This is a genomic window from Gemella sp. zg-1178 (genome assembly GCF_018790995.1).
GTDB lineage: Bacteria > Bacillota > Bacilli > Staphylococcales > Gemellaceae > Gemelliphila.
Genome location: NZ_JAHKEI010000011.1, coordinates 24,247 through 42,020 on the forward strand (window position 1 = coordinate 24,247; position 17,774 = coordinate 42,020).

Annotated in this window: 16 protein-coding genes; 8 read left to right on the plus strand and 8 right to left on the minus strand. The window is 28.9% G+C overall.

Going from position 1 to position 17,774, the window contains the following annotated elements:
• Nucleotides 1–328: 328 nt before the first annotated feature.
• Both KMP12_RS04465 and KMP12_RS04470 read right to left on the minus strand, forming a co-directional pair.
• Nucleotides 329–1,063: a GTP pyrophosphokinase gene (locus KMP12_RS04465; protein WP_215756544.1), complete on the minus strand. Its 735-nt coding sequence runs from the start codon at nt 1,061–1,063 to the stop codon at nt 329–331.
• Between the two features lie 21 nt (nt 1,064–1,084).
• Nucleotides 1,085–3,253, minus strand: coding sequence for a hypothetical protein (locus KMP12_RS04470; protein WP_215756545.1), 2,169 nt, complete (start codon nt 3,251–3,253; stop codon nt 1,085–1,087).
• A 225-nt stretch (nt 3,254–3,478) separates the two neighbouring features.
• Here KMP12_RS04470 and KMP12_RS04475 point away from each other — a divergent pair, with 225 nt between their 5' ends.
• The 5 genes from KMP12_RS04475 (at nt 3,479) to KMP12_RS04495 (ending at nt 7,639) form a co-directional block, all read left to right on the plus strand.
• Entirely contained in the window at nt 3,479–4,939 is a 1,461-nt protein-coding gene (locus KMP12_RS04475) for a helicase-related protein (protein ID WP_215756546.1), read from the plus strand.
• 7 nt (nt 4,940–4,946) lie between these two features.
• Nucleotides 4,947–5,546, plus strand: a complete 600-nt coding sequence (locus tag KMP12_RS04480) for a ComF family protein (RefSeq protein ID WP_215756547.1) — start codon at nt 4,947–4,949, stop codon at nt 5,544–5,546.
• Nucleotides 5,547–5,696: 150 nt separating this feature from the next.
• Nucleotides 5,697–6,242, plus strand: a complete 546-nt coding sequence (gene hpf, locus KMP12_RS04485; protein ID WP_215756548.1) for a ribosome hibernation-promoting factor, HPF/YfiA family — start codon at nt 5,697–5,699, stop codon at nt 6,240–6,242.
• A 75-nt stretch (nt 6,243–6,317) separates the two neighbouring features.
• Nucleotides 6,318–7,046: a gamma-glutamyl-gamma-aminobutyrate hydrolase family protein gene (locus KMP12_RS04490; RefSeq protein WP_215756549.1), complete on the plus strand. Its 729-nt coding sequence runs from the start codon at nt 6,318–6,320 to the stop codon at nt 7,044–7,046.
• Between the two features lie 17 nt (nt 7,047–7,063).
• Nucleotides 7,064–7,639 (plus strand): DJ-1 family glyoxalase III, encoded by a 576-nt coding sequence (locus KMP12_RS04495; RefSeq protein ID WP_215756550.1) that lies wholly within the window; start codon nt 7,064–7,066, stop codon nt 7,637–7,639.
• A 237-nt stretch (nt 7,640–7,876) separates the two neighbouring features.
• Here the strand turns inward: KMP12_RS04495 and KMP12_RS04500 are convergent, their stop codons facing one another.
• The 4 genes from KMP12_RS04500 to KMP12_RS04515 all read right to left on the minus strand — a co-directional run bounded on the left by KMP12_RS04500 (nt 7,877) and on the right by KMP12_RS04515 (nt 12,682).
• Complete coding sequence (locus KMP12_RS04500; protein WP_215756551.1) at nt 7,877–8,797, minus strand: ABC transporter permease; 921 nt, start codon at nt 8,795–8,797, stop codon at nt 7,877–7,879.
• Nucleotides 8,798–9,865 carry an ABC transporter permease gene (locus KMP12_RS04505; protein ID WP_215756552.1) on the minus strand — a complete coding sequence of 356 codons (1,068 nt, stop codon included), beginning with the start codon at nt 9,863–9,865 and terminating at the stop codon, nt 8,798–8,800.
• A gap of 12 nt (nt 9,866–9,877) precedes the next feature.
• On the minus strand, nt 9,878–11,389 hold the full coding sequence (locus KMP12_RS04510; RefSeq protein ID WP_215756553.1) for an ABC transporter ATP-binding protein: 1,512 nt from the start codon (nt 11,387–11,389) through the stop codon (nt 9,878–9,880).
• A 183-nt stretch (nt 11,390–11,572) separates the two neighbouring features.
• A complete protein-coding gene (locus KMP12_RS04515) occupies nt 11,573–12,682 on the minus strand; it encodes a BMP family lipoprotein (protein ID WP_215756554.1) in 1,110 nt (369 codons plus the stop codon).
• Nucleotides 12,683–13,459: 777 nt separating this feature from the next.
• Between KMP12_RS04515 and KMP12_RS04520 the strand changes: the two genes are divergently transcribed.
• Nucleotides 13,460–14,284 (plus strand): purine-nucleoside phosphorylase, encoded by an 825-nt coding sequence (locus tag KMP12_RS04520; protein WP_215756555.1) that lies wholly within the window; start codon nt 13,460–13,462, stop codon nt 14,282–14,284.
• Between the two features lie 12 nt (nt 14,285–14,296).
• A complete protein-coding gene (locus tag KMP12_RS04525; RefSeq protein WP_215756556.1) occupies nt 14,297–14,722 on the plus strand; it encodes an HIT family protein in 426 nt (141 codons plus the stop codon).
• Nucleotides 14,723–14,808: 86 nt separating this feature from the next.
• Here the strand turns inward: KMP12_RS04525 and KMP12_RS04530 are convergent, their stop codons facing one another.
• Complete coding sequence (locus KMP12_RS04530) at nt 14,809–15,438, minus strand: NAD(P)-dependent oxidoreductase (RefSeq protein ID WP_215756557.1); 630 nt, start codon at nt 15,436–15,438, stop codon at nt 14,809–14,811.
• Between the two features lie 148 nt (nt 15,439–15,586).
• Here KMP12_RS04530 and KMP12_RS04535 point away from each other — a divergent pair, with 148 nt between their 5' ends.
• Complete coding sequence (locus KMP12_RS04535) at nt 15,587–16,015, plus strand: Rrf2 family transcriptional regulator (protein ID WP_215756558.1); 429 nt, start codon at nt 15,587–15,589, stop codon at nt 16,013–16,015.
• A 433-nt stretch (nt 16,016–16,448) separates the two neighbouring features.
• On the opposite strand, the gene dnaJ is transcribed toward KMP12_RS04535, so the two are convergent.
• Nucleotides 16,449–17,606: a molecular chaperone DnaJ gene (gene dnaJ / locus KMP12_RS04540; protein WP_215756559.1), complete on the minus strand. Its 1,158-nt coding sequence runs from the start codon at nt 17,604–17,606 to the stop codon at nt 16,449–16,451.
• Nucleotides 17,607–17,774: the final 168 nt, after the last annotated feature.

Consider the following 17,774-nt stretch of genomic DNA (forward strand, 5'->3'; position numbering starts at 1 on the left):
ACTCCTTTTTTATTGTTTCATTACTATATAGTAAATAAAATTAAATTTTAAAATTATATTTCAAAAATATCTATTTATAATTTTTATTTTTATAGCAAATATGCATTTTCTCTTTAAAGATAAATACAGAAATTTTTTTAATATTTTATTTTTTAATAGATATGTATTAAGAAATAATTTTCATTTTTACTATTAATATTTTTATAATTTAAGTAGTATAAAAATTTTTAAATTTTAAAAATGATGTAATTCTTATATAATTTGTTTTTAATCTAACTAAAATATTATTAATTACTTCTTAATAAAAAGATTAGACTTTTGTCTAATCTTATATTATTGATATGTCTAATTTTTTTAGTTTTTCTATAAATTTTTCTTCTTGACTTTTTTCTATTTTTAAATTATTAATTGATTCTCTTATGCTTTGCATTTTCATATCTGTTTGTGCAATGCTTTCTGCACATTGTCTTAATTCTTCAATTATATTGTCCGCTTCATCGAGTTCTGTTTTTTTATAACGCATTTGATGTTCGAGTGTTGCCCAAAAATCCATTGCTATGGTTCTGATTTGTACTTCTACCTTGACTTCTTTTGTAGTGTCTGCAAAGAAAACTGGTATTTTTACGATTAAGTGCAAACTTCTGTAACCATTTGGTTTGGGATTTGAAATATAGTCTTTACGAGTTAAGAGTTCAACATCATTCTGACGAATTAATGAGTCTGCTATTTTATAAATATCGTCTATATAGTTACAAATTACCCTAACCCCTGCTATGTCTTCAATATATTTTTCTATACTATCTACATCAGTAGCGATTCCCCTACGGCGTATTTTTTCCATAAGGCTTGAATTACTTTTTAACCTAGAGTGAATAGAGCTTATTGGATTACGTTGATGTTTTATTTTAAATTCTGAATTTAGAATATCAAACTTTGTACGAATTTCTTTAATGGCACAATCGTAAGCCAACATCATATCTTTATAATCAAGTACTGTATCAACTACCGACATGAAATAATTAGTAACTTGATTCTCTAATGCTTTTTGTAAATAATTTTCCATTGTTATCTCCTAATAGAGTTTTTATTTTAAAAAGTTTAGTGGTCCTAAGGCCCTATATATTGGATTGCTATAATCTCTTTCAAAACTTGAATTTAAAATATTTTCTGTATATATATGATTGCTTAAAATATCCTTATCTTCTATACCTCCGATTAGTACAAAATGTGCTATGAATGTTAAATTTTTATCTGGAACGATAGTTTCAAATTCTTGTAAAGAAATTTTTTCTCCAAGTTTTACAAGTCTGCTACTCCCGTCCTTGCTTTTAACTGTAAGAGGTAGGGTTGATGTGAAATGTGAAAATTTAAAATGTGAATTTGCTAGTAGTAGTAACCTATTATCAGCCAACATATTTTTTATACTCAATCCTTGTTTACAGTCAATCACATTTCCATCTTGATTAGCAACAAATATTTCTCCTTGCCCATTTGTTTCAAGAGAAATTTTATAAGTTTCTAAATATTGAGCATTAAAAATAAGATTTTGTCCCTTGCTTGTTAAAACGTGGGCTAGGTCAATATTTTTTAAAATGTAATCCTTGTTTCTGACTAAAATTTTTCCATCTACTTCAATCTTATAATCAAGGTTTGCAGTCCAGCCTAAAAATTCTTTACTACTTCCTTGACTGCTGGGTAAGTTTATAGTGTCAATTCTTCTGCCTGCTAAAACTTCTTGGCCGTCAGATAAAAATTTGTCGATACCTTCTCCAACAAACTTGACATTAACCCAGTCTTCTTCATTTTTTTTGAAATATATTTCTAGTGTTATATCTTCTTTAATCAAAGTTTCTGGATTTAATTTTTTTCTATTGACACGATATTCTAAAACATAGCCCTCCGATGCTTTTATATTTGGCCTAAGTTTTTCTAAAAGTTCTCCTATTGGTTTGGTGGCACTCCATTCTATATCCTTATTTTCAATGCTAGCATCGACACTGCCGAAACGTTTATTATAATCATCTTGGCGAACCATTATCTTGTATGTTTTTTCTTTGTAGTTGGGTTTTATAGTAATACTGTTATCAACTGCTACATCCTCAAGCTTAGTTGCTATTTTTTCTTCCTTGGTTTCAGCGTCTATCACTGTATAATTTTCTATATTATAATTTTCTTTTTGGAAATCAGACAGGTCTAACTTGCTAAGTTTATCTCCTGTTGCAAGAGTAAATTCTTTTTCTAAGTCATCATTTTGAACTTTTATTTTAGTATTATAAATGGCTTTTACTAAAATGTCATCATTAACTACTCCCTCATAATTTCTAAAATCTAGACTGCCGATACGGTAAGACAAAAAGGAATAATTTTCATTATCTGTTTTAACTTCTATAAGCTCCCTACTATTATTTATTTTGAAATCTGAAAATCTTGAACCTTTTTTTATATAAAGATTCCTATTATTTTCTTTTAAAATACTCGGATATGTAATTTTTACTTTTGCCCACTGATTTTCTACTCGGCTAAGGTCTATTACTATATCTTTAGCAAAAAGTGGAATTTGTAGTTTGTCATTATCAAGAATAGTTTTTATTCCGTCTATTTTAATTTGACTTGCTTCATAAGAAAAATATCTGTCAACAGAATATTTTTTCAAGTCTGAAAATTTTAAATTAACTTTATTATCTTCAACCTCATAGTCGGAGAAAATAATGTTATTACTATAGACTAGCTTGTCGCCCTCTTTAATAGTCAGATTATATTCTCTTGGTGTGTAGTAGTACTTGCTGTCTTGAGAATATAATTTTTCAACAACCTTATTGTTTTTAATTTTAAAACTTTCTGTCCTAAACATTAGACTCATATTATTTTTTATCAGACCTAAAATCTTAGAATCGGTAATTGACAAATTCCCTGAATTATTAACTTGATACCTAAAAATTTCTTTTTTTTTGCTTTCTTCATCAAGACTATAAACTACCAAAAATTTATAGCTATCCTTGTCATAAGTTGGTAATTGTAAATTTAACTCTAGTTTGCTAAGTCCGTCATCAAAATTACTAATTAATTCAGGAGACTTAGCCTGATTATCTTCTTTTTGAAACAGGGGAAAAGTAACAATATCTTTAAGTTGATTTGGTAATATATCCCTAGCTTCTAAAAAATTTACCTCTTGTGCTTTTGCATTCTTATTTGAAAAATCACTAGCACATAAAAGAACTGACAAAACAAAAACTGAAATAAAAATTTTCTTCATAGCTAAAACTCCTTTCTTTAATAATTTTAATTTACAACATTATACTATTTACTAGATTTTAGGTCAATTTATCTCAAGATAATTATATAATAAGCCTAGCTATTTAATAGTAGAATTTAATAGTAGAATTTAATACTATTATATTATTTTTAACCATAATTTAACCTAAAATTGTTTTACTAAATATTTTTTATTTTGTATAATTGGGCTAGAGGAAGTGGTTTTATGTATTTTGATGAATATAGTGAGTTTATTCACGCTTTTTATAGTGCTTATTACAGTAGTTATGACGAAAAAATTAAAAATAAAATTTTAGATGATGTTTATAATGAGTACCTAGAATCTGATTTTTTTGATAGCCAAATTGACAACTTATTTTTAGAATTAAAAAATCAAAATTTTGAGGCTCAAATAGATTATGATTTTTTAGAAAAATATAATGGCAGAATATTTTCTATTCAGGAATTATTGGTTAAAAAAGTTAAAATTCATTATTTAGTTGCTAGCCAGTATGTGCAAAAAATACTTACCCTAAAAAATAATAAGTGCTTGCAATGTGGTAATAAAAAAGATTTTTTCAGTTATCAAAATAGTTTCAGCCAAGTTACCTACTGTAAAAAATGTTTGCACTTGGGTATTAGTGATAATATAAATTTTAAATTTATTATTAACTATCCTAATAAAATTGATTATAGTGGTCTAAACTTTCCAAATATATCTCTAAGTTCTGAACAAGACAAGGCTTCTAAAAAATTATTAGAAAATATTAAAGTAGGAAAAAACTCTCTTGTTTGGGCAGTGTGTGGGGCTGGAAAAACAGAAATTATCTACGAAACTTTATTTTATAGTTTGAAGCTCGGTAAAAAAGTTTGCATAGCTATACCACGCAAGGATATTGTAAAAGAACTTGCTCTGAGAATAAAAAAGGATTTTGCTTTAGATATAAATATTTTGCATGGCGATGAAAAAATTTTACTCTCTTCTTCTATTTATATAATGACTACTCATCAACTTACTAAATACTACAAATTTTTCGATTTAGTAATTGTTGATGAAGTTGACGCTTTCCCCTATAATAGCGACAGCATCTTAGAATATGGTCTTGAAAAATCCTTAATAGATAAGGCAAATATAATATTTTTATCAGCAACCCCATCTAAAAAAATTAAAAATTTTGTAGATGATATTTTTAAAATTCCTATTCGCTACCACAAACACCTCCTGCCCCTGCCCAAAATTTCTTGTGAAAAAGATAGGCTAGAAAATTTTATAGCTGAGATAAAATCTACTAGCAGACGGGCTTTAATATTTGTAGCGGATATAAAAACAGGTAAAGAACTTGCTAAAAAATTAAATTTTCCTTTTGTGAGTAGCAAGGAAGAAAAACGTAATGAAATTCTTGAAAATTTTTATAATAAAAAATTTAATATCCTAATAACTACCACCATACTAGAACGTGGAGTAACCTTTGACTATCTTGATGTTTTAGTCTTTGACGCTAGCCACATACACTTCACCAAAGAAGCCCTTATTCAAATAGCTGGGCGTGTCGGCAGAAAAGATTATGACACAAGCGGGCAGATAATATTTTTTGCTGATAAAAAAACTAAGAATATGACTTCGGCAATAAAAGAAATAAAATACATGAACGCCTTAGCCAAATATAGAAAATTAAATATAAGGTAGAAAATTTATGAAATGTGATTTTTGTGAAAAAAATATAAAAAATAAAATAGGATTTGCTAATATTTTTAAAAGTTCAGAAAGTATTTGCCAAGAATGTAAAAAAATTTTAACTGTAAAAATTAATAAAATAAATTATACTCACTACTACCTTGCAAATTATGAGGATATAAAAGAAATAATTTATGACATAAAATATTTTGGGCATACTGAACAGGCCAAAAAATTTAGCTTGCCCTTAAAAAATTTTTTAAAAAATAATAATTTTGATTTAATCACTCTAGCTCCGACCAATAAAACTAGAGAGGCCATAAGGGGGTTTAATCATGTAGCCCTTATATGTCAAATCTGTAAAATTAATTATACAGAAATTTTTAGTGAAAAGTATCGTCCAAAGCAGGCTAAAATACACAGCAAAAGAAATTTTCATGAAGTTAGTATCCTGGATAATAAAAAAGATTTTTTAAAAAATGTAAAATCAATTTTAATTATTGATGATATTTTTACGAGTGGCAAAACTTTATTATCCCTAGCTAGGAAACTTGAAAATTTTAATTCTCATATAAGTATTTCATTTCTAACCCTAGCCAAAAGTAATAAAAATTTCTAATTAAGATAAAATAATATTTATAAAGCAAGCTAATTTTGCATTCATTAATATTGATATTGTTTCCATAAAATGATATAATATAAATATAGAATATTATGGGGTCAAAAGACCTTAAAAGTAGTTTTCTACTTTTGAAAGGAGTGCTTAATTATGTTAAGATATCAAGTAAGAGGAGAAAACCTAGAAATTACTCCATCAATTAGAGAATATGTAGAAAATAAAGTTGCAAAACTGGAAAAATACTTCTCTAGTGAACTAGATGCAAATGTTTATGCTAATGCTAAAGTGTATAAAAACGGTAATCAAAAAATTGAAATTACAGTTCCCTTAAAAGGAGTTACACTTCGTGCAGAAGAAACAAATACTGACCTTTATGCAGCAGTAGATATAGCAGTTGACAAGTTAGAACGTCAAATGAGAAAACATAAAACAAGAATAAATCGTAAAGGTAAAGAAAAAGGAATTGTATCTGAAGCCTTACTAACAAATGAGTTAGAAGCTACAGAAGAAGATAAATTAGAATTTGTAAAAGTTAAAAAAGTTCCTGCCAACTTAATGAACAAAGAAGAAGCTATTTTACAAATGGAACTTATAGGACATGATTTCTTTATATTCCTTGATGAAGAGACTAGCGAATTTTCTGTTGCTTACAAGCGTAAAGACGGTAAATACGGAGTACTAGAGTTAGAAAAATAAACTTTAAGTTATAATTTCAAAAGATACAAGCTGTTAAGTTTGTATCTTTTTTATCAAAATAAAAAGGAGATTGATATGCGTCCAATTATTGGAATAGTTACAAGTCAGCTAAATGAGCAAATAAAAGAATTAAGCTATACAGAGATAGCCTATACACCCCTAGAAACGATAGAGGGAATTTACAAGGCAGGAGGAAGCCCATTTCTCCTACCCATTACAGATAAAAAATTAGCAAAACAATACGCCAAAGAAATAGATGGTTTAGTCTTATCGGGTGGTCATGATGTTAGCCCTATTTTTTACGGTGAAGAACCCTCTCCAAACCTTAAAGAAACTTTGCCACCACGTGATGAATTTGAAATAGAGTTAGTAAAAGAAATATTAATTTTACAAAAACCGATTTTTGCAATATGTCGAGGCTTGCAAATTTTAAATGTGGCCTTGGGAGGAAATTTACACCAAGACATAGACAGTCTTGACAAAACAAGAATCAAACATCTACAAACAACCCACCCAAAATTTTCTAGCCATTCTGTAAATATTGAAAAAGATAGTTTACTTTATAAATTACTAGGTAAGACAACTTTGGTAAATACCCTACACCACCAAGCAATAAAAACTTTGGGGCAAGACTTAATCGCAACAGCCTTTAGTAGCGACGGCTATATAGAAGCAGTAGAATCAAAAATTCCAGAACAATATATCATGGCTGTTCAGTGGCATCCAGAAATATTATTAATAAATGATAATGAAGAAGCAAAAAAATTATTTTCAAACTTTGTAGAAAATTGTACAAAAAAATAAAATTATAGGAGAAGAATATGACGAAAAAAGTGGCCTTATTTATAGAAAATGGAAGTGAAGAATTAGAATTTATCGCTCCGCTAGATGTTATGCGACGTGGAGGTTTGCATGTAGATTTAATATCTGCAAATGAAGAATATCAAGTAACAAGCTCGCATGGCGTAAAAATAACTGCTGATAAAAAAATTTCAGAAATAAAAAATATTTTAGAATATGATGCAATCGTTGTGCCAGGAGGTTTACCCGGAGCTGAATATTTAAAAAATAATAATAAACTAATAGAATTTTTTAAAACTATGTATTCAAATAAAAAATTAGTTGCCGCTATTTGTGCAGCTCCCATAGTTTTAAATGAAGCTGGTATTACTAAAAATAAAAATATTACCTGCTATCCAGGTTTTGAAAAAAATATTGACTACAAAAATTACTCTAGCACAAAAGCAGTTGTGTTAGATGAAAATGTTATTACCAGTCAAGGCCCGGCTGTTGCCCTCCTATTTGGTTTAGAAATATTAAAATATCTACTGGGAGAAGAAGCTAGTAATAATGTAGCCAAACCAATGCTTATTGATGTTTTGAAAAATAATTTGTAACTAGGAGCAAGGTATGCTTACCATATCCCAAAAAGAATTTTTAACTACTAAGAAAAAAATATTTTTTACTACTCCCTTATTACTACTACAATTAAATTATTTTATAAAAAACAAAACTTGAAGAAATTTTTTCTCCAAGTTTTTTATTATAAATTTCACAATATATCTAAAGTTCCGCAATAATAATTTAACATAAAAAAATTGCTAATTATTAACAATCTTTTTATTTTTATATTTTTATCTTTGACCCTTGTCATAAGGAATACCCAGAGCTTCTGGAGCTGATGATTTTTTAGAAAAAATAATCAATGCTACAATAGTTGCTAGGAATGGGAACATATTCCAAAATGAAACTGGAACTGGCAAATTAGGTGCTAAAATAGAAACTTTTTCTGCGAAAACTTTAGTTCCTCCAAAGAATAGAGCTGCTAAGGTTACACTTATAGGATTATACTTGCCAAAAATAAGTGCAGCTAAGGCTAAATAACCAAAACCATAAACTGTAATTGAAGAGTTAAATCCTTGAGAAAATGTAGTTGCAATAATTCCACCTGATAGGCCTGCTAAAGAACCTGAAATAACTACACCTATATAACGATATTTATATACGCTAAGCCCTAAAGAGTCTGCTGCTTGTGGATTTTCACCTACTGAACGCAAACGCAAACCGAATGGACGTTTATATATTACATAATAAGTAACTATTACTAATATTACAGCTATTATTATTGTTGGATAAACAGTCAACTTTCCTACTATTGTATGACGAGGAAAACCTGTTTTTAAAAGTAATTCGTAAGTTCCGTTGTAGTGATTAACCAAGAATAATGCTATGGCTGGAGTTATTAAGTTAATAGCTGTCCCTGAAATTGTTTGGTCAGCCTTTAAATTAATACTTATAAATGCATGGACTAAAGACATCAAGCCACCAGCAATAGTAGCTAGAATTAAACATATTATAAGGTCTGTTACTGTTGGTTCTCCTGCATATATGCTAGTTGCAAAAAACGATACTATAAATGCTCCGAATATAACAAAACCATCTAAAGCTATATTTACTACCCCGCTTTTTTCAGAATAGAAACCACCTATGGCCGCAATAAGAATTGGTGCTGTATATTGTAACATAGAGTCTAATAGCGATAAAAATGTATCCATCTATTTTTCTCCTTTCGTTTTTTTGTTTTTCTTAAATATTTTACTTAAAACTTTAGATTCAAACATGGCTTTTGCGGCTACAAATAAAACAATAAGCCCTATTAAAATATTAGCTATATCTTTTGGTATTCCTACAAAGGCTAAGAGAGGTGTAAGAACTGCTAAGAAACCAAATAATAATGAACCTAGTAATACTCCTAGAGCTGTATTGGCACCGATAAGAGCAACGGCTATACCCATATAACCATAACCTTGGAATGTAGTACCAACAACTACTTGACCAACAGGTCCTAAATTATAAAGAGTTCCACCTAAGCCAGCAAAACCTCCTGCTATAAACATAGATAAAACTGTATTTCTATTTACTTTCATACCTACAAATTCTGAAGCGTGTTTATTATAACCTACTGAACGTAATTCATAACCAAATACTGTTTTTTCCATAACTATGTAGAAGATTACTAAACTTAATAGGGCTAATATTAAATCTGTTCCTAGGCGATTATTGCCAAAAATAGAGAATATAAAACTATTTTCTAAATAACCTGTTCCATCTGTATGTTCTATAGTTTTTGAAATAACATCATTTGTACCACGAATATATCTCGGCACAAAAAATTGAACAAAGTAAAGTGCTATGTAGTTTAGCATAATTGTAACTACAACTTCACTAATATTAAATCTTGATTTTAAATAACCAGCAATTGCCGCCCAAAAACCACCAGCAAAAATCCCTGCTAAAACACTAGATAAAAGAACTAAATAAAAATTAGCCCCTTGCATCATTATAGCTACAAAACCTGAAGCTAATCCACCAATAATAAACTGACCTTCTGCCCCAATATTAAACATACCTGTTCTAAAGGCAAAAGCAATAGATAAACCAGTACATATAAGGGGAATAGTAGATACTAATATTTCTGATATGCTAGATTGGTCTATAAATACGCTACCGATTACTTCCATAACAGCAACGGGTTCTGCCCCTATCATGCTGATAATTATAGCTCCTAATAAAAATGAAGCAAAAATAGGTAGTATTGCATTAATTAAAACTTTTTTAAACATAATTTCCCCTTCCTACTTCTTCACACCAGCCATTAATAAACCTAGCTGTTCTTTAGTTACATTCTCATCATTACCAAGAACATCAATAATATTTCCATTATAAATAACAGCTATTCTGTCAGATAATGTCAATATTTCGTCCAAGTCGTAAGAAATTAACAATACAGAATTTCCCTTATCACGATAAGAAATTAACATTTTATGAATGCTGTTAATAGCCCCCACATCAAGCCCCCTAGTTGGTTGAGTAGTTACCAATAATTTAGGTTCTAACTCTAAAGCACGACCTATTATAAGTTTTTGTTGATTACCACCACTCATGCTACGAGCTGAAATTTTTTCGCCACCTGCTTTACGCACGTCATATTTTTCACAAAGTTCTTTTGCAAATTTTGATATGGTAGCTTTTCTTAAAAATCCTTTATTTGAATACTTAGCTGTGTAGTAGTCTTCTAAAACTGCATTTTCTTCTATGCTAAAATCAAGTACTAAACCGTCTTTGTGTCTATCTTCTGCTATTATTTCTAAGCCTAATTCTTTACGTTTTGCAGTAGAAATTTTTGAAATCTCTTTACCTTCAAAAATTATTTCGCCATTTGTAGTTTTTAGCAAGGCATTCAACACTTCTACAAATTGTTGTTGCCCATTACCATCAATCCCTGCTATACCTAAAATTTCTTTTTCACGAATATCTAGGTTAAGGTCGTGTAAAATATTTTTTTTCTCTTCAGAATCAGCAAAAACTCCTTTAACTTCTAATATTTTTTTTACTCCATCTATTGAGCGTTCATAATTAATAATTTCTAGGTCTTTACCTATCATTAGACTTGCTAATTTTTCTTTTGTAGTTTCTGCTATCTCCACAGTTCCAAAATATTCTCCACGTCGAATAATACTACATCTATCAGCAACTGCCATTATTTCATTTAATTTATGAGTTATTAAAAGAATAGTTTTACCTTCTGCTTTTAAGTTTTTAAGAATAGTTAAAAATTCTTCGATTTCAGCAGGTGTCAAAACAGCAGTGGGTTCGTCAAATATTAATATATCAGCGTTACGATATAACATTTTTAAAATTTCTACCCTTTGTTGCATACCGACTGTAATATCACTAACCAGAGCTTTTGGATTAACTTCCAAACCATATTTTATTGAAAGGTCATGAATTTTTTTAGAGGCAGTTTCTATGTCTATTTTACCACCTTTTACTTCTTCCATACCTAAAATTATATTTTCAGCTACCGTGAAATTTTTTATTAATTTAAAGTGCTGATGAACCATACCTATACCTAATTCGTTAGCATGTTTTGGGTCTTTTATATTAACTTCTTTTCCATTTAATTTTATAACTCCTTCTTCTTGGTGATACATTCCAAAAAGTACAGACATAAGGGTTGATTTACCTGCACCATTTTCTCCTAAGAGTGCGTGTATTTCATTCTTCTTTACCTGAATAGTTATATCTTTATTTGCGTAGAAGTCACCAAACTTTTTAGTTATGCTTAGCATTTCTATTGCATACATATAAATACCTCTCTTATTTTCTATACTCTATAATTATAATATATTTTAGGCTAAATGTACACGTTTTTTCTTATAATTGTCAATATTTTATTACTTTTAAAAAATTATAGTTGTTTTATTTTTTATATAAATAAAAAACAGCTTGGAAAATTCCCAAGCTGTTTTTGCTATATTTTAGAAGTATTATACTTCTCCGTTTACTTTATCTTTGTTTGGTAGTTCATCCCCAATTGTTGCAATTTTTACAGAACCAGATTTTAATTCTTCAATTACTTTTTTTACTTTAGCTACTACATCATCACTTAAGTTAGGGTTTTTCTCAGGAAGCCCTACTCCATCATCTTTAATTGTAAGAACTTGTGTGTTACTTGCTCCGCCTTTGAAAGTTCCAGCTTTAACTGAATCAAGAGCTTTTACAACAGCTAAGTCTATACGTTTAACTGCTGAAGTTAAAATAACTGATTTAGTTACTTCTTTACCCTCTTTATCTTTAGCTTTGAATACCCCGTCTTCGTATTGGTCTTTATCAACACCTATTACCCAATGTTTAACTTCGCCACTTTCTTTTATATCATTAATAGCTCTTTCTTGAGCTTCTTTAATTACACCACTTCCAGCACCACCAGCCGCAGCAAAGATAATATCTGCTCCTTGGTCGTACATTGTTGCTGCTAAAGTTTTACCTTTATTTGTATCATCGAATGTACCGCTGTATTGATAGAATACTTCAATGTTTGGATTTGCTGCTTTAGCTCCTTGAACAAACCCAACTCCAAATTTAATTACTGGAGGAATTTTTGTTCCACCAATAAACCCAACTTTCCCAGTTTTAGATTTTAAAGCTGCGGCATATCCAACTAAGTAGCCTGCTTCATTCTCTTGAAAAGTAAATGATGCAACGTTTGGTTGGTCAACCACCGCATCTAATAAAATATATTTTTTATCAGGGAATTTTTTAGCAACTTCTGGTAAAGTTTTTTCGAAATAGAAACCAGCTATTGATACTACATCAGAAACTTTTGATGCTGTTTCTAAGTTAGGAATTATTTTATCTTGGCTCTTAGTTTCAATAGGTTGTTGAGCCGTAGCACCATTGCTCTTAGTCCATTTTTCTACTGTTTCAACATTACTCTGGTTAAAAGACTTATCTTTTGCTCCACCTGAGTCAGTTACTACAGCAACTTTTAGTCCTGAGTTTGTTGATGTTGAAGTTTTTGAAGACTTAGATGAACAACCAACAAAAACTAAGGCAACAGACAGGGCTACTGCTAAAATTGAAATTATTTTTTTCATAATAAAGTTTTCTCCTTTGAGTGATTTTATATAAGAATGATAACATAAATATATTTAAATATCAATATTTCTAAATTATATTTTTTATGTCTTGTAATCATATTCAAAAATAATTTTTAAATCTGTAATATTTATAATTTATTCTAATCTAATATATAAAATCCTCTTACTTTAAAATTAAAAATATAGCAACTATATAAATCATATAAGACTTTATTTATATACTTTTAACTTTTAAAAAATTTTTTATAGTTTTATTATTTTTCGCTAATTTTTACGATTTTAAAAATAAAAAAAGAACCCTTGTTAATAAGGGTTATTGATTTTATTCCACCTTCTCCAGTTACCACTCCTATTTTAAGTTCATCTTTATTAGAAGATGATGTCCCTTTTTAGAAGAGCAAGCTGTGAATATTAATATTACTGATAGCAGCACAGCTAGCACTGAAATTATTTTATTGATGAAAATAAATCTACCTTCATTAATTTTTTATATATAAAATATAGTACAATTTTTTGGGGAGTACAAGCGTTTTTCAGAAACTGTTTTTATCCTTATTAATAAAATAATAAAACAGTTTATCTTAATATAAAAATAATAAATAATCCCCTATTAATTTAATTTACCTTACATAATTTTATTGTATATTTTTATCAAGTTTAATAAAAATTAAAAAAATTTATAAAATAAAAAATCATAATTATATATACTTAATTTATTTTTAAAAGTTTTTTTGCTATAATTACTATATAAACTAAACTACTAAGGAGAAATTTATGACTTATTACGATAAAATTATCGAAACTGCAAAATTTATTTCTGATTTTTACGGAGAAAAAATTGATTATGCAGTAGTTTTAGGAAGTGGTATTTCTTTAGAACTTGATAATCAAAAAGAACTAAGTTACGCTGACATTCCAAACTTCCCAGGAAATAATAAATCAAGTCATGTTAAGGGACACGCAAACAAACTTACTTTTGGTAATGTTGCTGGAAAAACTGTTATGGTTCTTAATGGTAGACTACACTACTACGAGGGACACAGCATGAAAGATGTTGCCTTTATGACTTATGTTGTAAAATTTATGAACATTAAAGGGCTATTCATAACAAATGCCTGCGGTGCTATAAATACAAATTATTCTGAAGGTGATATAGTTTGCCTAGATGATTTTATATCCCTAGTAACAGACAATCCACTTATTGGAGCAAATGATGACAGACTTGGACAAAGATTTGTTGATATGACTACTCCATTTAATCCAAAACTTGTAGAAACTCTAAGTAAATCTGCTGAAGAATTAAATATAACTTTACATCATGGTACTTACGGATTTTTCATGGGCCCATACTTTGAAACTCGTGCAGAAATTCAAGCATTCAAAACCATGGGTTGTGATTTAGTTGGTATGTCAACTGTACCAGAAGTTATAGCTGCTAATCATGCACAATTACCAGTTGCAGTTCTTGCTTGTGCTACAAATATGGCAACTGGAATACAAGAACGCAAACACGACCACGAACACGTTTTAAAAACAGCCCAAAAAATTAGTGGTAATCTAAAACAATTACTAACTAAAACATTAGAAAAATTAGATTAATAGGAGAGAATTATGGAAAAAACTATTTTTGAAAAAATATTAGATAAGGAAATACCAAGTTACAAAATTTATGAAGATGAGTATGTATATTCATTTTTAGATGTTTTCCCAATAACTAAGGGGCATACATTAATCATACCAAAAAAACATAGTAGAAATATTTTTGACTGTGATAGTGAAACTGCTGCCCACATAGGAAGAGTATTGCCAAAAATTGCCAATGCAGTAAAAGAAAGTTTTGGCGCTGACGGCGTTAATATCTTCCAAAACAATGAAGAATATGCAGGACAAAGTGTTTTTCACCTACACTTCCACGTAGTACCAAGATATAAAGACAAAGAAAATAATTTTGATAACTTAGAAGTTAAATGGCCACCACAAAAAGTTAGCCCAGAAGAATTTGCTATTATCCAAGAAAAAATAACAAAAAATTTATAAAAAAAGTAGGAATTACTGAATTAAAATTCAAGAGTTGGATTTTTTATATCCAACTCTTTAAAACAATTCAATTTTTCCTACTCTTTTTATTTTCCTAATAAACTAATTCTTTCTTTAGAATATTTACCACTTTCTGCTATATCAACTAAGGCTGCTGCGTAATCTGCATAAGAAATTATACTTTCTCCTTTTTCATTTACAGTAAATACTTCACCAGCTATAATATATTGTCCAGTTTTCTCACCATCTTCTACAAAATCAGCAGCTGGTGAAATAAATACCCAGTCTACATCATTTTTAGTTCTTTGCACTGCTAAAGCATCTGTCATTGCTTTTGCTAACGGATAAAATTCAGCTGGAAAATCTGGAGTGTCTAATAACTGAACTTTATGGTCTGAATCAACATAAAGACTACCTGCTCCACCAACTATTAATAATTTTACTGAACTACCAGCTAATATTTCTGATAAATGATTTGTTACTTTTGTAAATAATGGAAATTCTTCTTCTGTCCAAACTCCAAAAGCATCAACAACAACATCATAACCTGCTAAATCTTCTTTTGTTAAATCAAAAATATCTTTTTTAATAAAATTCTTTACATTAGATTTATTTTCAGAACGACTAAAACCTGTTACCTCATGACCACGAGATAAAAATTCATCTACTACTAGACTTCCTACTTTTCCATTTGAACTTAATACTGCTACTTTCATTTTAATTCTCCTTAAATTTAATTTTTAGTTGTAATTTTTTTTGTTACAACTAAAGTTTATCATTTTAAGGTTGTAATGTCAATAGTTACAACTAATATTTTTAAAAAAATATTTTTTATGCTATAATGTATCTACAAAGGAGATTTATATGCAATTTTCTTCAAAATTAACAATAACATTACATATATTACTTACAATTTATAAATTTCAAAATGTAGACAAGGTAACATCTACTTATATCGCAGAATCTTTAACAACAAATCCTGTAATTATAAGAAATATTTTAGGAAAACTTAAAAAATCTGGCATAATTTCTGTAGAAACAGGTGTTGGTGGAGCGAAAATTATTAAAAATATTGAGGATATTAGTCTATTAGATATATTTTTAGCTATTGAAGATGATAATAAAAAATTATTTCTAAGCCACGACAATGTAAACACAGACTGCCCTGTCGGAGCAAATGTCAAAGATGTTATCAATCCTGTCTTTAATGAAATTCAAATAGACTTTGAAAATTCTCTTAGAAAAATAAAATTTTCTAGTCTATGTTATGATTTAGATAAAAGAATAAAATAAAAGTCAAGACTTTACTAGCTTGACTTTTTTATTTTATATAGAAGTAATTAGTATTATTTTTTAATTATTATAAAATTATTAATTTAAAAAATTTTTATCAGTAGTTATTTATAAAGTTATTAATTTGAAATTTTTTATCATTAACCATTTATAAAATACTTAGTTTTTGTTGCCTCTTTGGCAAGTGCGTTGATGAAAAAAATTGATGATAAAATATTTTGATTTATCAAAATGTTGATATAATAGGCTTTTTAAAATGAAAAGTTTGAAATATTTATTTTTATTTTTAATAAATATTATATATTAATTACTTTAGCAATTTTAAATATAAAAAAGACAACTTTGCAGTTGTCTTTTATTTTTAACCTAGTAAAACTTATAATATAAAATAATTATTTTATATTTTTAAAGTCAGTCTTAATTTATAATTTTATTACAAATCATCTAAGGCTTCATTTATTTTTCTTTTAGCTTTTTCAAAAAATCCTTCTTGCGAAGAATGTTTTTCTCCACGAATTTTAGCTAATTCTTCATAAAGTTCACGCTCTTTGTTGCTTAAATCTTTAGGAATTTTTATTGTTGTGATTATGTAGTGGTCGCCTGTTCCATAGCCCATAACATTATTAACACCCTTACCAGCTAACTTGAATTTTCTGCCATGTTGTGTTCCTGCTGGAATATTCAGTTCAATTTCTCCTGTTAGGGTACGAACATCTATTTTTGCTCCAAGTGCTGCTTGGGCTGGAGAAAGTTCTAACTCTGTATAAATATCATCACCTTCTCTGTAGAAATAGCTATCTTCAGGGACTATTACTTCTATAAATAAATCTCCTGCTGGTCCTCCATTAGCACCTGGTCCACCCTTACCTTGCAATCTAACTCTTTGTCCAGATTTAATACCTGCTGGTATATCTACTTCATATTCTACTTCTTTATTGTTGTGTCCTTTACCAAAGCAATGAGAACATTTATCTTTAACTATTTTTCCGCTTCCCTTACAGTATGAACATGTTCTTTGACTTTGCACTTGTCCAAAAACACTTTGTTGAACATAAGTTTCAACTCCACTTCCGTGACAGTTTCGACAAGTTTCTACACTAGAAGAATCTTTTGCCCCACTTCCATGACAATAGTCGCACTCTACATCTTTACGCAGTTTGATAATTTTTTTAATTCCAAATACAGAATCTTTAAAACTAATATTCATCCTGTGTAACAAGTCTTCCCCCTGACGTGGTGCGTTAGGATTTCTTCTACGTGCAGAACCACCAAAGAAACTAGAGAATATATCTCCTAAATCATCAAAATCTGCCCCAGAAAAACCACCAGAAAATCCTCCAAATCCACCACCAAATCCTGCACCACCTTGTTCAAAGGCTGCATGACCGAATTGGTCATATTGGACTTTTTTATTTTCATCACTTAATACTTCATAGGCTTCCGTAATTTCTTTAAATTTTGCGTCAGCACCTGCTTCTTTGTTTATGTCTGGATGGTATTGTTTTGACAATTTTCTATATGCTTTTTTTATTTCTTGGTCGCTAGCTCCTTTGCTTATGCCTAACACCTCATAATAATCTCTTTTTGCCATTATCTACCTCTGTTATACTTATATAAGGGAGTAGGTTGTAGCCTGCTCCCCTTATTGTTATCAAAATATTTTAAAAGTTTTATAAAATAATTTTCAACTAATTTTTTATAAAGCATCTATTGCTAGAAAATTTTTATTAAAATATTTTTAGTCGTTTTGAAATAAGAT

Bases quoted from the DNA above. Each gene is read 5' to 3' on its own strand.
- KMP12_RS04465 (WP_215756544.1), bottom strand. From the start codon at position 1,063: ATGGAAAATTATTTACAAAAAGCATTAGAGAATCAAGTTACTAATTAT.
- KMP12_RS04470 (WP_215756545.1), bottom strand. From the start codon at position 3,253: ATGAAGAAAATTTTTATTTCAGTTTTTGTTTTGTCAGTTCTTTTATGT.
- KMP12_RS04475 (WP_215756546.1), top strand. From the start codon at position 3,479: ATGTATTTTGATGAATATAGTGAGTTTATTCACGCTTTTTATAGTGCT.
- KMP12_RS04480 (WP_215756547.1), top strand. From the start codon at position 4,947: ATGAAATGTGATTTTTGTGAAAAAAATATAAAAAATAAAATAGGATTT.
- hpf (WP_215756548.1), top strand. From the start codon at position 5,697: ATGTTAAGATATCAAGTAAGAGGAGAAAACCTAGAAATTACTCCATCA.
- KMP12_RS04490 (WP_215756549.1), top strand. From the start codon at position 6,318: ATGCGTCCAATTATTGGAATAGTTACAAGTCAGCTAAATGAGCAAATA.
- KMP12_RS04495 (WP_215756550.1), top strand. From the start codon at position 7,064: ATGACGAAAAAAGTGGCCTTATTTATAGAAAATGGAAGTGAAGAATTA.
- KMP12_RS04500 (WP_215756551.1), bottom strand. From the start codon at position 8,797: ATGGATACATTTTTATCGCTATTAGACTCTATGTTACAATATACAGCA.
- KMP12_RS04505 (WP_215756552.1), bottom strand. From the start codon at position 9,865: ATGTTTAAAAAAGTTTTAATTAATGCAATACTACCTATTTTTGCTTCA.
- KMP12_RS04510 (WP_215756553.1), bottom strand. From the start codon at position 11,389: ATGTATGCAATAGAAATGCTAAGCATAACTAAAAAGTTTGGTGACTTC.
- KMP12_RS04515 (WP_215756554.1), bottom strand. From the start codon at position 12,682: ATGAAAAAAATAATTTCAATTTTAGCAGTAGCCCTGTCTGTTGCCTTA.
- KMP12_RS04520 (WP_215756555.1), top strand. From the start codon at position 13,460: ATGACTTATTACGATAAAATTATCGAAACTGCAAAATTTATTTCTGAT.
- KMP12_RS04525 (WP_215756556.1), top strand. From the start codon at position 14,297: ATGGAAAAAACTATTTTTGAAAAAATATTAGATAAGGAAATACCAAGT.
- KMP12_RS04530 (WP_215756557.1), bottom strand. From the start codon at position 15,438: ATGAAAGTAGCAGTATTAAGTTCAAATGGAAAAGTAGGAAGTCTAGTA.
- KMP12_RS04535 (WP_215756558.1), top strand. From the start codon at position 15,587: ATGCAATTTTCTTCAAAATTAACAATAACATTACATATATTACTTACA.
- dnaJ (WP_215756559.1), bottom strand. From the start codon at position 17,606: ATGGCAAAAAGAGATTATTATGAGGTGTTAGGCATAAGCAAAGGAGCT.